Raw genomic sequence first — 14,161 nt, 5'->3', positions numbered from 1 at the left:
CTTGCCGGGCAAGGCTTCGTTAAGCGGTCCCTGCGACAAGCTTCGCCCGGAGGTGAAGGGCGATGGCGGAGGCTGAGGCGAAGCAGGCCAAAGGCAAGGGAGGCGGGCGGCGGCGCCTCGTCCTGTTCGTCCTGCCTCCCCTCCTGCTGGCGGGCGCCGGCGCGGGGGGGTGGGCGATGGGCCTGTTCGGCGGCGGCAAGCCGGCTGCCGCGCCCGCGCCGCGGCAGCCGGTGTTCCTCGAGATGCCGGAGATCATCGCCAACCTGAATACCGGGGGGCGGCGCGCCAGCTACATCAAGCTGCGCAGCAAGCTCGAGCTCGCCGGGGCGGAGGATGCGGCCGCCGTGCAGGCGGCGATGCCCCGGCTCGTGGATCTGTTCACCACCTACCTGCGGGAGGTACGGCCGGAAGAGCTTCGCGGCAGCGCCGGCACCTACCGCCTGCGGGAGGAGCTCGTCGCCCGCGCCAATGTCGCCGTGCCGCCGCCGGCCGGCCGCGGCGAGGCGCCGGCGCGCATCACCGATGTCCTGTTCCTGGAGATCCTGCAGCAGTGACCGCGTCCGAGGAGGAGATGGCCGAAGCCTGGGCCGAGGCGCTGGGCGCGGAAACGGCCCCTGCCGCGCCGCCGCAGCCGGACTCCACCCGCGTCCTCAACCAGGCCGAGATCGACAGCCTGCTCGGCTTCGGCGGCGGCGAGGCGGCGCCGGAGGAGCAGAGCGGCATCCAGCGCATCGTCAGCGCCGGGCTGGTCGCCTACGAGCGGCTGCCGATGCTGGAGATAGTGTTCGACAGGCTGGTGCGCATCATGTCCACGACGCTGCGCAACTTCACCAGCGACAATGTCGAGGTTTCGATAGACAGCATCCTGTCGCTCCGCTTCGGCGACTACCTGAACTCGGTTCCCCTTCCCGCGATGCTGGCCGTCTTCAAGGTGCAGGAATGGGACAATTACGGCCTCCTGGTCGTCGACAGCCCGCTGATCTACTCGGTGGTGGACGTCCTGCTCGGCGGCCGCCGGGGCACGGCCGCCATGCGCATCGAGGGGCGCCCCTACACCACCATCGAGCGCACGCTGGTCGAGCGCCTGATCGCGGTGGTGCTGAACGACATGTCGGAGGCCTTCGAGCCGCTGTGCGACGTGCACTTCCGGTTCGAGCGGCTGGAGGTGAACCCCCGCTTCGCCGCGATCTCGCGCCTTTCCAATGCCTGCGTCCTGGTCAGGCTGCGCGTGGACATGGAAGACCGCGGCGGCAAGGTCGAGCTGCTCCTGCCCTACGCCACGCTGGAACCGGTACGGGAGCTCCTGCTGCAGCAGTTCATGGGGGAGAGGTTCGGCCGCGACTCCATATGGGAGACGCATCTCGCCGAGCAGCTCCGCCATACGGAGCTTTCCCTCGACGTGGTGCTGGACGAGCAGACCATGCCGCTCTCCTCCGTGCTGTCGCTGCGCCGCGGCGATCGGATCACGCTTGGCGTGGCGCCGGGGGCGCCGGTGCGCCTGCGCTGCGGGGACGTGCCGTTGTTCGAGGCCGAGCTCGGCCAGAAGGAGAACCGCCTGGCGGTGCGGATCGTGCGCGAGTTGCGGGTGCAGGAGGGATGAGCATGGGCCTTCTGGAATGGTCGGTGCAGATCCTGGTGGTGGCGCTGCTGGCGGGCGCCATGCCCTTCGTGCTGCGGCTGGAGCGGGAGCTGCGCGCGCTGCGCCGCGACCGGGCCGCGCTGGATGGCAGCGCCGCCGGGCTGGCGGAGGCGACGCGCCTCGCCGAAGCCGCCTCCCTGAGGCTCCGCGCCTCCGCCGAGGCGTCGGGGCGGCAGGTGGCCGAGAAGCTCGCCGCCGCCGAGCCGATCCGCGACGATCTGCGCTATCTCGTGGAGCGCGCCGAGGCCCTGGCGGACCGCCTTGACGGCCTGGTGCGGGCGGCGCGCGGCATGTCGCAGCCGGAGGCGCCGGAGACGCCGCAGGCCGTGCGCAGCCGGGCGGAACGGGAGCTGCTGCGCGCGCTCGCCCGCACCGCGTCGAAGGGATCATGACGATGCGCCTGCCGAAGCTCCGCCTGCTGCCGGTCCTGCTGGGCGCCATGATCGCGCTGCTCGGGCTGAAGCTGGCCGGCCTGCGCCACGGGCCGAGCCTGGCCATGCCGGATGTCGGGATCATCGGTGCCGCGCAGGCGGTCGGCACGGCGGCGTCACCGACGCCTCCCGCCCCGCCGGCGCCGGCCGCCACCGCCGACGAGAAGGCGGCGGAACGCGCCCTTCTCGAGGGGCTGCGCGCCAGGCGCGCCGAGCTCGAGGCGCGCGAGCAGTCCATCGCGACGCGCGAGATGGTCCTGGCGGCGGCCGAGCGCCGCCTGGCGCAGCGCGTCGAGGAGCTGGCGGCGCTGCAGCAGCGCCTCGAGGCGGCCGAACGCGCCCGCGGCGAGCAGGAGGAGGCCGGCTGGCGGCAGATGGTGAAGCTCTACGAAGGGATGCGGCCGCGCGATGCGGCCGCCATCCTCGACGAGTTGGAGATGCCGGTCCTGGTCGAGATCATGGGCCGCATGGCGGAGCGCAAGGCGGCGCCGATCCTGGGCGCCATGCGCCCCGACCGCGCCCGGCTGCTCACCACGGAGCTGGCGCGGGTTCGGGCCGGCGCCGCGCCGGCGCCATGAGGCCGGCGCCTCGCATCCCTCGCACGACATCGGATTGGACAGGAGGCGGCTCATGCCGATGGACAAGAACATCTCGGTCCTGATCGTGGACGACTACAAGACCATGCTCAGGATCATCCGCAACCTTCTGAAGCAGCTCGACTTCAACAACGTCGAGGAGGCCACCGACGGGCAGGAGGCGCTGGCCAAGCTGCGCGCCGGGAATTTCGGCCTGGTAATCAGCGACTGGAACATGCAGCCGATGACCGGCCTCGACCTGCTGAAGGAGGTGCGCGGCGACCAGAGGCTGAAGGACACGCCCTTCATCATGGTCACCGCCGAGAGCAAGACGGAGAACGTGGTCGCCGCCAAGCAGGCCGGCGTCTCCAACTACATCGTCAAGCCGTTCAACGCCGAAACCCTGCGCGACAAGATCGAGAAGGTGCTGGGCCATGCCTGACGGGAATCTGGGCGCGGACCCGGCGGACGGGCCGGTGCGCGTGGTGCTGGGCCTCCTGCCCAGCGAGCTTACCCCCCGCGAGGCAGCGCTTCTGGCCGAGCTGGAGGCCCTGGGGCGGGAGGTGGCGCGCGCCAAGTCCGAGATTGCGGCGCTGCAGGCCGACGACATCACCGCAAGCCAGATCCCGGCGGCGACCGACGAGCTGGATGCCGTCGTCGCGCACACCGCCGCGGCGACGAACGAAATCCTCGACAGCTGCGAGGCCCTGGAGGGATTGCGGCCGCGCCTGCCCGAGGAGGCGGCCTCCGTCCTGTCGGACGCCGTGACCCGCATCTACGAGGCCTGCAGCTTCCAGGACATCACCGGCCAGCGCATAGGCAAGGTGGTGACGGCCCTGAAGACGATCGAGCGGCGCGTCGCCGCTGCCACCCACGCCTTCGGCTGCCCCGGGGCGGGCGAGGCGGCGTCTCCGCCCCGCACCGAGGGCGAGGCCCTGGCCAGCGGCCCGCAACTGCCCGCGAGCGCGGCCTCGCAGCAGGACATAGACCGCCTGCTGGCCAGCTTCGAATGACGCGCCTCCTCCCCTGGCTGCTGACCGCCGCCTTGATGATGCCCGCCGCGGGCGTGGCGCGGGAATTCATCGGCGTCAGGGTGGGGGATCATGCGGCACATGGCCGCATCGTCTTCGACTGGCCCCAGCCTCCGCCATACCGGCTTGAGCAGCATGGCACCCGCGTGCTGCTGCGCTTCGGCGCTCCGGCGGAGCTGGATCTGGCGGGGGTCCGCCGTCCGGTGCGCAACGTCACCGGGGTTGCGGCGGTCGCCGAGGGGGTCGAGATCACGGTGCGCCCGGGCGTCAGGGCGCGGCATTTCCGGCATGGCCCCTGGGTGGTGGTGGATCTTCTGGATCCTGCCCCGGAGGCGCCGCCTGCCCCCCCGCCGCGGGCGGAGGACGCGCAGGATGCGCAGGGCACCGCCAGATCCGGGACGGCGGCCCAGCCCGTGCCCCCTCCAGCGCCTCCGGCGCCGGATGTTCCGGCAACACCGGCCGTGGCCGACGCCGTCCGGCCGCCCGAGTCGGGCCTCGGCGCGGCGGCGCTGAACGCGGCCTCGGTCAGCCTGCCGCCCCCTTCGGCATTGCCGGTCCGGCTGATTGGCGCCCCAGGACAGCCGCGCGCCGCCCTGCTGCCCTTCGGGGCCGAGGTCGGGCTGGCGCTGCTGCGACGGGGAGACCTGGTCCTGGCCGTGTTCGACAAGGCCCAGCCGCTCGACCTCTCGGCGTTGCGGCGCGACCCGGTGCTGGGCGCCATGACGGCGGAGATCCTGCCCGGAGGCACGCAGATCGCGCTCAGGCTCGACCCGCCCGCGACGCTGCGCGCGCGGCGGCTGGACGGGGCCTGGGCGCTGGAGGCGGCGCATCCCGGCGCCGCCGGCGAGGCATCGCCCGACGGTGCGCTGGCGATCGGGATCGAAGGCAGCGGGCAGTTGCTGCTGCGGGCGTCCCATCCCGGGCGCGTCGTCGCCCTGAGCGATCCGCTGACCGGGCTGCCCCTGCTGCTGGGCACGATGCGGGAGCCGGCCGGGCATGTGCCGCAGCCGCGGCGGCTGCCCGAGGCCGACCTGCCCTCCACGCTTCTGGGCGCGGCGGTGCTGGCGCGTTCGGATCACGTGACGCTGCGGGCCGCGCCGGACGGATTCCTGCTCGGCGCCGCCGGCGGAGGGGCCCTTTCCATCGACCCGGCGGTGGCGACCGGCGTACCGCAGCCGCCGATGACACGGCTCTTCGACATCCCCGACCTGCCCGTCCCCGTTCTGGTCAAGCGCCAACGTGCCGAGCAGGCGGCCATCGCCGCGGCACCACCCCTGGCGAGGCTTGCCCTGCGCCGCGCCGCGGCCGAGACGCTGCTCGCGCTGGGCCTGCCGCAGGAGGCGCAGGCGGTTCTGGCACTCGCTCGCCTGGAGAACCCTGCCGCTGCCGAGGATTCCGGCATCGCGGCCCTTTCCGGTGCCGCCGCCGCCCTGGCCGGCCGCCCGGCCGAAGCCGAGGGCCTGATGCATCCGGATCTGGAGGATTGCGACGAGCTGATCCTGTGGCGGGCCGTCCTGGCGGCGATCCGGGGGGAGGCGGGTGCCGCCGCGCCGGGCTTCACCGCAACCCTGCCGCTGGTGCTGGAATATCCCGAGGGGGTGCGGGCACGGCTTCTGCCCCTGGTCGCCCATACCCTGATGGAGAAGGGGGAGCGCGAGGCGCTGGCCCGGCTGGTCGCCGCAGCGCCAGGACGGGCCGACCTCGCGCTGGCCCGGGCGGCGCTGGCGGAGGCCGAAGGGCACACCGAGGAGGCGCTGGCCGCCTACGATGCCCTGACGCGGGGGCGGGACCGCCTGGTGCGGGTCAGGGCCTTGCGACGGGGGATTGAGCTTCGCCTCGCCACCGGCCGGATGGATCCGGCGCAGGCCGCACAGGCGCTGGAAGCGGCGCTGGTCGCCTGGCGCGGCGATCAGGAGGAGTTCGCCACGCGGCTGCGCCTGGCAAGGCTGCGGCTCCAGGCCGGTGAGGCGCGGGGCGCTCTGGCGCTGCTGCAGGAGACCGGCGCGCTGTTCCCCGAGCAGGCTTCCGGCTTGCGCCCGAAGCTGCAGGAGGCCTTCCTCGCAGCCCTCGAAAGCGAGCCTCCGCTCGGCGCGGTGGCCGTGTTCGACGCGCATCCCGACCTGCTGCCCGCCGGCCTGGAGGGCGAGGCGGCGGTGATGCTGCTCGCCGACCGCATGATTGCCCTTGACCTCACGGATCGTGCCGCGGCGCTGCTGCGGCGGGCGGTGGAAGGGGCGAGTGGTGCCCAGCGCGCCGCGCTTGGCCTGCGCCTGGCTCGCCTGCGCCTCACCGCGGGCGAGGCCGCGCAGGCGCTGGCGGTGCTGGAGCAGACGGCATCGCCGGCGCTGCCCGAGGCCCTGGCTCAGGAGCGCGCCGTGCTCCGAGCCCGGGCGCAGGCGCTTCGGGGCGACATGGCGCAGGCGATGGCGTCGCTGCGCGCGCTCGGCCCGCCAGGCGCGGAGCCGCTGGCCGAGCTTCTGGCGGAAAGGCAGGACTGGGCGGGTGCCGCCGCCGTGCTGCAGGAGCACCTGCGCGACGTGCTGCCGCCCTCGCCGGCGGCGCTTGAGATGTCCCACCGCCGCGTGCTGCTGCGGCAGGCGGCGCTGCTCGCCCTGGCTGGCAGGGCGGGGGACCTCGCTGCGCTGGGTGCGGAATTCGGGCCGCGGATGCGCAACGGCCCTCTGGCCGAGCCCTTCGCGGCGCTGACCGCCGATCCCTTGCGCGGGCTGGCGGATCTGCCGCGGCTGCAGCGCGAGCTGCAGCTCTTCCGCGCCCTTCCCGCCGGGCTGGAGCCATTGCGGGCAGCCAGCCTCGGTACGCGCTGAGTCCCGTGCGCCACGCGGGAGAGGGCGGCAATTTTTTCGGCCTTCCCGTCCCAAAACCGCTTGCACCCAGGGGGTGGGTGCCCCATATGCGGCGGCCGTTGACCTGATCGATACCCGATCGCCCTGGTCATCTGCTGGTGGGAAGGAGCCCGCGATGGAAGCTCTCGTCCAACTGGGGATGGTCTCGGAGACGCTCCCGAGCAACGCCCAGAACTCCGCAACCTCGGTGAGCGAGGCCAAGGATTATTTCGTCACCCGTGACGGCGTGAAGTTCGCCGGCACGCACCTGATCATCGACCTCTGGGGCGCGACCAACCTCGCGGATCCGGAGCACATCGATGCGGTGCTGCGCGAGGCGGCCATCGCCACGGGTGCGACCATCCTGCACGGGCATTTCCATCACTTCGGGCCCGGCAGCGGCGTGTCCGGCGTGCTGGTGCTGGCGGAGAGCCATGTCTCCATCCACACCTGGCCGGAGCGGGATTTCGCCGCCATCGACATCTTCGTCTGTGGCGCGTGCAACCCCTACAACGCCGTTCCCGTCCTGAAGAAGGGATTCCTGCCTGAGCGAGTCACGCTGGCGGAGCACAAGCGCGGCCTCGTGGGCTGACGCCGCGTTCCGGTCAGGATCGGGGCCGGGCCTCTCGCGCCCGGCCCTTTCCTTGTGCATGTGCGGGAGAGTTCCATGGCGACCGATTCCTGGGTGAACGAGACGCTCTACCCGGATTGGGGGCAGCGGTTCCGCGTCAAGCGCGAGCTGGCGCGCGTGCAGTCCGGCTTTCAGGACATCATGGTGTTCGAGAGCGACAGCCATGGCCGGGTCATGCTGCTCGACGGCGTGGTGCAGATCACCGAGGCGGACGAGTTCGTCTATCAGGAGATGCTGGCCCATGTGCCGCTGCTGGCGCACGGCGCGGCGCGGCGGGTCCTGATCATCGGCGCCGGCGATGGCGGCGTCCTGCGCCGCGTCCTGCAGCACAAGGGCGTCGAGCGGGCGGTGATGGTGGAGATCGACGGCGAGGTGATCCGCCTCGCCAGGGAGCACATGCCCCGCATCGGCGGGGATGCCTGGTCCGACCCGCGGGCCGAGGTGATCGTCGGCGACGGGATCGACTACGTCCGGCAGGCGCCGGCCGGCAGCTTCGATGTCGTGATCGTGGACAGCACCGATCCGATCGGGGTCGGGGAGGTGCTGTTCACCGACGAGTTCTACGCCAACTGCGCGCGTCTCCTCGGCGAGCGCGGGCTCGTGGTGAACCAGTCCGGCGTTCCCTTCATGCAGGCCGAGGAGCTGCGCGAGACCTCGCTCCGCCGCGCCAAGGCCTTCCCCGACGTCTGGGCCTATGTCGCCGCCGTGCCGACCTATGTCGGCGGCTTCATGACGCTCGGCTGGGCGGCCAAGGACGCCTCCTGCCGCCACCTCGGCGCCGAGGAGATCCGCCGGCGCGCCGCCGAGGCCGGCATCCTCGGCACGACGCGCTACTGGACGCCGGAGATCCACGCCTGCGCCTTCCACCTGCCGCCCTACATCGCGGAGTGCCTGGAGGCCGTCTCCGGCGCGACGCGGAAGGGCTGACGCCCCCGGCCCGCCCCTCCGCAGGCCCCGGGACCATCGGCAAGGGGCGCGCCCGGGGCCGGACATCGCCCGCGGGAAGGATCCCGCGGGCGGAAGGACCGGCGATATGCCGCGGGGGGCATTGCCCCGGCGGGGCGGAGGCACGATATTCGGGCGTGGAAGGCCGGTGACGGACGGGCGCCTCGCCAACCCGGTCAGGTCCGGAAGGAAGCAGCCGTAACGAGTTTCCGCCCGGGTCGCTTCGCCGGTCTTCCACCTTCGCGCCGCAGGCGGCGCGACGCTTTTTTGGTCGCCCCCGCGGCCGGCCCCGCCACCGAGACACCTGCCGCATGGCCAGCGACCTCTTCGGCTCCGCAGCCCCGAGCACCGAGGCGCCGCCCGAGGAGGCGGAACGCCTGCCCGAGCCGCCCCCGCCCGAGGGGCCGGGCCTGTTCGGCGATGCGCCGGCCGCGCCTCCCGCAGAGGCCGCCCCCTACCGTGTGCTCGCGCGCAAGTACCGCCCCACCACCTTCGCCGAGCTGATCGGGCAGGAGGCGCTGGTGCGCACCCTGCGCAACGCCTTCGCGCAGAACCGCGTGCCGCACGCCTTCCTGCTCACCGGCGTGCGCGGCGTCGGCAAGACCACGACCGCGCGCATCATCGCCCGCGCGCTGAACTGCGTCGGCCCGGACGGGCGGGGCGGCCCCACCGTGGATCCCTGCGGGACCTGCCCCGAATGCCGCGCCATCCTGGCCGACCGCCACCCGGACGTGCTGGAGCTCGACGCCGCCTCCAACAACAGCGTGGACGACGTGCGGGAGCTGCGCGAGACGCTGCGCTACCGCCCCGCCCAGGGCCGCTTCAAGGTGCTGATCCTGGACGAGGTGCACATGCTCTCGAACCAGGCCTTCAACGCCCTGCTGAAGACGCTGGAGGAGCCGCCGGCCCAGGTGAAGTTCATGCTGGCGACGACGGAGCTCAGGAAGGTGCCGACCACCATCCGCTCCCGCTGCCAGACGCATTTCCTGCGCCGCGTCGCGCAGCCGGCGCTGCGCGCCCATTTCGCCGCCATCGCCGCGAAGGAGGGCGTGGCGGCAGAGGAGGAGGCGCTGGCGATGCTGGCCCGCGCCGCCGACGGCTCGGTGCGCGACGGCCTCTCCCTGCTCGACCAGGCGATCGCGCTGGCCGGTGCCGAGGGCACGGGCGTCACCGCGGCGCTGGTGGCGGAGATGCTCGGCCTCGCCGACCGCGGGCTGGTGATGGACCTGATGGAGGCGGCGATGAGGGGCGACGTCGCCGCCTGCCTCTCGCTGATGGACCGCGCGCATGAACGGGGCGCCGACCCCGGCGTGATCCTCTCGGACATGCTGGATCTGGCGCACACCCTGACGCGCCTGGCCAGCGTGCCGGCGCTGCGCGCCGACCCCTCGCTCGGCGAGGAGGAGCGCGGCCGCGGCGCGGCGCTGGCGGAGCGGCTCTCCATTCCCGTGCTGGGGCGCGCCTGGCAGATGCTGCTGAAGGGCCTCGCCGAGGTGAACGAGGCGCCGGACCGCCGCGCGGCGGCGGAGATGGTGCTGATCCGCCTCGCCCATGTGGCGGAGCTGCCGACGCCGGGCGACATCCTCCGCCGCCTCGGCGATGGCGGCGCGGCGGCGGGCGGATCGCGGCCGTCGCCGGAGGGCGGCCCCCCGGCGCCGGCGGGAAGTGCGGCGCGGGGGAGCGTGGTGCCGGACCCGCCGGCGGGCGGTGCCCTGCGCGCCGTGGCCGGCGGCGGGCCGCCCCCCCGCCTGGCACCGGAGCCGTCCGCCCGGCCCGCCCAGGCGCCCCGCTCCTGGCGGGAGGTGGTGGCCCTCGCCTCCGGGCGGCGGCCGATGCTGCACGCGCACCTGCTGCACAGCGTGCATCCGGTGCGCATCGCCGAGGGGCGCATCGAGATGCGCGTCCGGCCCGAGGCGCCCCGCGACCTCGCCGCCCAGCTCGGGGCGTTGCTGCTGGAGGCGACCGGCGCGCGCTGGACCATCGCGCTCAGCAACGCCGAAGGCGAGCCGACGCTCGCCGAGCAGGGGCGCGCCGCCGAGGCGGAACGCCGCAGCCTGGCGGCGAGCCACCCCCTGGTGCAGGCCGTGCTGGCGGCCTTCCCCGGCGCCAGCATCGAGGCGGTGCGCGATGCCGCCACGGACGCCTACGGGCTGCCCCTGGCTGCTTCCCCGCCCGGCGCCGAGGCTCCGGGCCTCGCGCCGCCTGGCGGCACGGAGGAGCCGGAGGCCGGGGCCGCCGATTTCGACGACGATTTCCCACCGGAGGACCCATGAAGAACCTCTCGAACATGCTCAAGCAGGCGCAGCAGATGCAGTCGCGCATGCAGGAGATGCAGGCGAAGCTGGAGGCGACGGAGGTGGAGGGCGCCGCCGGTGCGGGCATGGTGAAGGTGACGCTGACCGGAAAGGGCGACCTGAAGCGCGTCTCCATCGACCCGAGCCTGATGACCGCCGAGGACCGCGAGGTGCTCGAGGATCTCCTGGTCGCCGCCCACGCCGACGCCCGGCAGAAGGTCGAGGCGACGATGGCCGAGGAGATGCAGAAGGCGGCCGCCGGGCTGAGCCTGCCGCCCGGCATGAAGCTGCCCTTCTAGGGGCGCCGTCCCGGCCTTTCCTGGTGCGCGGCGCGGGCATGGCGCAGACGGACGACCCCATCGAGCACCTGGTCGGGCTGCTGGCGAAGCTGCCGGGCCTTGGTCGGCGCAGCGCGCGCCGCGCCGTGCTGCGGATGCTGATGCGTCCGGGGGAGACCATGCTGCCGCTGGCGGAGGCGTTGCGCCGCGCGGCCGAGGCGGTGCGGCCCTGCCGCGTCTGCGGCAATCTGGACGCGGAGGACCCCTGCCATGTCTGCCGGGATCCGCGGCGCGACCGCAGCCTGATCTGCGTGGTGGAGGGGGTGGCCGACCTCTGGGCGCTGGAGCGGGCCCATGCCCATCGCGGGCTCTACCACGTGCTCGGCGGCACGCTCTCCGCCCTCGGCGGGGTGGGGCCGGAGGACCTCGCCGTGCAGCCGCTGCTGGCGCGCGTCGCGGAAGGGGGGGTGGAGGAGGTGATCCTGGCGCTCCCCGCCACCGTGGACGGGGCGACGACCGCCCACTACCTCACCGACCGCCTGCGCCCGCTGGGGGTGCGGGTGACCCGGCTGGCGCAGGGCGTGCCGATCGGAGGCGCGCTGGACGTGCTGGACGAGGGCACGCTCGCGGCGGCGCTGCAGGCGCGGCGGGCGGTGTAGCGCCTGATCCGCGGCGGCAAACTCGACGGGAGCGCGCCTCCGCTTCGCGGGCAATGGGTTGGGGCCGTTTGCGCGAGCCCGGCCGATCGGGAGCGGCTCCAGGGGCAGATCCCGTCCGGACGGGGGAGGGCGCCCGCAGATCAAGAGGCGAGGGCATTTGCCGCGAGCCGGGGCGAACGGGAAATGGCCTAGCCTGCCGGCGCGGCCTCCTGCGGCGCGGCACCGAAGGCCTGGGTGCGGACCAGCCGCGCATACAGGCCGCCCGCCGCCATCAGCTCGGCATGGGTGCCCTGCTCCACCGCGCGCCCGGCCTCCATCACCACGATCCGATCGGCCTCCCGCACCGTGGAGAGGCGGTGCGCGATCACCAGCGTGGTGCGGCCCTGGCGCAGCCGGGCGAGCGCCGCGGTGACCAGAGCCTCGTTCTCGGCATCGAGCGCGCTGGTCGCCTCGTCCAGCAGCAGCACCCGCGGGTCGCGCAGCAGGGCGCGGGCGAGGGCGATGCGCTGGCGCTGCCCGCCCGAGAGCCGCCCGCCCCCCGGCCCGAGAGGCGTGTCGTAGCCCTGCGGCAGGGCGGCGATGAAGTCGTGCGCCGCCGCGGCGCGGGCCGCCGCTTCCACCTCCTGCCGCGTGGCGCCGGGGCGGCCGCAGGCGATGTTGGCGAGCGCGGTGTCGTCGAAGATCACCGCCTCCTGCCCGACATAGGCGATGGCGTCGCGCAGCGAGGCCAGCGTCACCGTCCGCACATCGGCCCCGTCCACCCGCACCGCCCCCGCGGTGACGTCGTAGAGCCGCGGCACCAGGGCGAGGGCGGTGGACTTGCCGGCGCCGGAGGGCCCGACCAGCGCCACCGTCTGCCCCGGCTCGGCGACGAAGCTGAGATGCTCGAGCGCGGCGTCCGGCGTGCCTTCGTAGCGGAAGGCGACGGCATCGAACTCCACCCTGCCGCGCCCGGGCGGCAGCGGGCGCGCGCCGGGCGTGTCCACCACGCGGCGGGGCGTGTCGGCCACGGCGAAGACGCGGGCGAGGCCGGCCAGCCCCTCCTGCAGCGCCGCGTTCAGCGAGCCGAGCTGGCGCACCGGCTGCGCCGCGATCAGCAGCGCCGCGACGAAACCGGTGAACTGGCCGACCGTGCCCTGGCCGGCCGCGACCCGCCAGCCGACGAAGCCGAGCACCAGCGCCACGGTCAGCCCGCCCAGCACCTCCAGCACCGGATCGACGCGGGCGCGAGTGCGGGCGATGGCGTAGAGGGCGCGGCGGAGATTCTCGAAGGCGCGGGCGGCGCGGGCCTCCTCCGCCGCTTCCAGCCGGTAGGCGCGCACCACGCGGGCGGCGGCGAAGCTTTCGGTCAGCAGCGCCGCCGTCTCTCCCACCCGGTCCTGCATGCCGGAGGAGGCGCGGCGGATGCGCCTCCCGAGCGCCAGGATCGGCACCGCCGCCAGCGGGTAGAGGGCGGCGGCGAGCAGCGCCATCGCCCAGTCCAGCCACAGCATGGAGCCGACCAGGCCGAGGATGGTGAGGATGTTGGCGATGCCGCCGATGGCGCGCGTCAGCGCCTCGCGGATCGCCGCGGCGTCGGTGGTGAAGCGGGCGGCGTGGCGCGCCGGCGCATCGCGCGCCGCCACGGCGAGGTCAGCGCGCGTGAGGGCGCGGAACAGCATGCGCTGCAGCCCCTCGATCACCCGCAGCACCGTGCCGTGCACCGTGACCTGCTGGCCGTAGAGGGCGGCGGCGCGGGCGGCGGTGACGGCGAGGATGACCGGTGGCAGCAGCCAGACCACGTCGGGGTCGTTGCGCGCGAAGCGGTCGAAGGCCTGCTGGATGACGATGGGGTAGAGGGCGGTGATGGCGGAGAGCGCCAGGGTGCAGGCGAGCGCGGCGGCGATGCGCGGCCTGTGGCGCGAGAGCTGCTCGCGCCACAGGCGGAGGATGAGGGCACGGGAGGAGGGATCGGCCAGGGCGGGGGCGGGCATGGGGGCGGGGCGTATCACGCCGCCCCGCGTATGTCCTGCCCCTTAGGTGGGAGCGCAGGCGTCCAGAAGAGGCTCACATGGTTGCCGAGGGAAAGCCGCCCGAAAAAGCCAGAAACCGAAATGAAGCCGCTCCGCCTCATGCATCCCTGCAAAGGCAGAGGTACGCGCCTTGATGGCGCAGACCACCCGAAGTCATCAATATTTTCGACTAGGAACAACAAATTTTCCAGGCAATGGACCCGATTTTGCTTCGCTTGCCGAGGGTGAGCCTAGCTTCTTGCGCAGCATGTAGAGGCCGCCCCAAATGATCTCTTCCCCACGCCAGCGGTCATTCTCTGGTCGCAGCGGTGCGGCGTCCTGTCCGCCGTGCCTGGAAAGATAGCCGCAATCCTCGACCGGCAGGATTGTCACGATTTCACGGATGGCGTCCCGCACCTCGAAGTAGTTCGCGTCATCAAACAAAATTACCCCTCCCGGCCTGACGAAGGGGAACACCGTCATGGCGTCAAATCGCGCGTTGTCGATGTCATGCAGGGCGTCAATCAAGACGATTTCGAAATCACCAATGGCTCGGTGGGCACGGATGATGCTCGAAACGGAGATGGATGCCTCTATAAACCGGAAATGGCGTTCAAGATCAGTCTTGTGTTCAGGAGATATCCTGGAAAAGCTAACATCAATGCAGGCACCCTGGAAATCCGGGTTTCCCAGACACTGGATCGCTTTCTGCACGATCAGTGCGGAACCGCCACGGGCAGTCCCCAATTCCAGATAATTTTTCGGGGCAAGGCCCAGGATAAGGCTAAACAATACCAGCCTCTGTGGCAGGTTCATCAATGAGGGCGCATTTTGTATCGATTCG

The 14,161-nt window shown here is 72.9% G+C and carries 14 protein-coding genes and 1 other RNA gene; 13 read left to right on the top strand and 2 right to left on the bottom strand.

What is annotated here, in order from left to right; translation table 11 throughout:
• The first annotated feature begins 62 nt into the window (after window positions 1-62).
• From ET526_RS09195 to recR, 13 genes are all read left to right on the top strand, one after another.
• Entirely contained in the window at window positions 63-554 is a 492-nt protein-coding gene (locus ET526_RS09195) for a flagellar basal body-associated FliL family protein (RefSeq protein WP_135467393.1), read from the top strand.
• Window positions 551-1,600, top strand: coding sequence for a flagellar motor switch protein FliM (gene fliM, locus ET526_RS09190; protein WP_456305111.1), 1,050 nt, complete (start codon window positions 551-553; stop codon window positions 1,598-1,600). The genes ET526_RS09195 and fliM overlap by 4 nt, the downstream gene beginning before the upstream one ends.
• Before the next feature lie 2 nt (window positions 1,601-1,602).
• The gene (locus tag ET526_RS09185; protein ID WP_135467392.1) at window positions 1,603-2,031 is read left to right on the top strand and encodes a DUF6468 domain-containing protein; all 429 of its coding nucleotides are present in this window, start codon (window positions 1,603-1,605) and stop codon (window positions 2,029-2,031) included.
• The gene (locus ET526_RS09180; RefSeq protein WP_135467391.1) at window positions 2,028-2,648 is read left to right on the top strand and encodes a MotE family protein; all 621 of its coding nucleotides are present in this window, start codon (window positions 2,028-2,030) and stop codon (window positions 2,646-2,648) included. The genes ET526_RS09185 and ET526_RS09180 overlap by 4 nt, the downstream gene beginning before the upstream one ends.
• Window positions 2,649-2,700: 52 nt before the next feature.
• Entirely contained in the window at window positions 2,701-3,087 is a 387-nt protein-coding gene (locus ET526_RS09175; RefSeq protein ID WP_135467390.1) for a chemotaxis response regulator CheY, read from the top strand.
• Entirely contained in the window at window positions 3,080-3,658 is a 579-nt protein-coding gene (locus ET526_RS09170; protein WP_135467389.1) for a protein phosphatase CheZ, read from the top strand. Before ET526_RS09175 ends, ET526_RS09170 begins: the two co-directional genes overlap by 8 nt.
• Window positions 3,655-6,501 (top strand): hypothetical protein, encoded by a 2,847-nt coding sequence (locus ET526_RS09165; RefSeq protein ID WP_135467388.1) that lies wholly within the window; start codon window positions 3,655-3,657, stop codon window positions 6,499-6,501. Before ET526_RS09170 ends, ET526_RS09165 begins: the two co-directional genes overlap by 4 nt.
• A gap of 154 nt (window positions 6,502-6,655) precedes the next feature.
• A complete protein-coding gene (gene speD, locus ET526_RS09160) occupies window positions 6,656-7,111 on the top strand; it encodes an adenosylmethionine decarboxylase (protein ID WP_135467387.1) in 456 nt (151 codons plus the stop codon).
• Window positions 7,112-7,186: 75 nt separating this feature from the next.
• A complete protein-coding gene (gene speE, locus ET526_RS09155; RefSeq protein ID WP_135467386.1) occupies window positions 7,187-8,077 on the top strand; it encodes a polyamine aminopropyltransferase in 891 nt (296 codons plus the stop codon).
• Between the two features lie 161 nt (window positions 8,078-8,238).
• Window positions 8,239-8,330: signal recognition particle sRNA small type (ffs, locus tag ET526_RS09150), an RNA gene on the top strand.
• 76 nt (window positions 8,331-8,406) lie between these two features.
• On the top strand, window positions 8,407-10,368 hold the full coding sequence (locus ET526_RS09145) for a DNA polymerase III subunit gamma/tau (RefSeq protein WP_135467385.1): 1,962 nt from the start codon (window positions 8,407-8,409) through the stop codon (window positions 10,366-10,368).
• Window positions 10,365-10,688: a YbaB/EbfC family nucleoid-associated protein gene (locus ET526_RS09140; protein WP_135467384.1), complete on the top strand. Its 324-nt coding sequence runs from the start codon at window positions 10,365-10,367 to the stop codon at window positions 10,686-10,688. The genes ET526_RS09145 and ET526_RS09140 overlap by 4 nt, the downstream gene beginning before the upstream one ends.
• Window positions 10,689-10,726: 38 nt before the next feature.
• Window positions 10,727-11,326, top strand: a complete 600-nt coding sequence (gene recR / locus ET526_RS09135; protein ID WP_135467383.1) for a recombination mediator RecR — start codon at window positions 10,727-10,729, stop codon at window positions 11,324-11,326.
• A gap of 188 nt (window positions 11,327-11,514) precedes the next feature.
• On the opposite strand, the gene ET526_RS09130 is transcribed toward recR, so the two are convergent.
• Window positions 11,515-13,299, bottom strand: a complete 1,785-nt coding sequence (locus ET526_RS09130; RefSeq protein ID WP_135467382.1) for an ABC transporter ATP-binding protein — start codon at window positions 13,297-13,299, stop codon at window positions 11,515-11,517.
• A gap of 195 nt (window positions 13,300-13,494) precedes the next feature.
• The gene (locus ET526_RS09125) at window positions 13,495-14,133 is read right to left on the bottom strand and encodes a class I SAM-dependent methyltransferase (protein ID WP_204623576.1); all 639 of its coding nucleotides are present in this window, start codon (window positions 14,131-14,133) and stop codon (window positions 13,495-13,497) included.
• Window positions 14,134-14,161 lie beyond the last annotated feature (28 nt).

The sequence above is a fragment of the Crenalkalicoccus roseus genome (genome assembly GCF_004761865.1).
Lineage (GTDB): Bacteria > Pseudomonadota > Alphaproteobacteria > Acetobacterales > Acetobacteraceae > Crenalkalicoccus > Crenalkalicoccus roseus.
The sequence above is the reverse complement of the archived record's forward strand: the minus strand, read 5'-3'. Positions and strand labels throughout refer to the sequence as shown.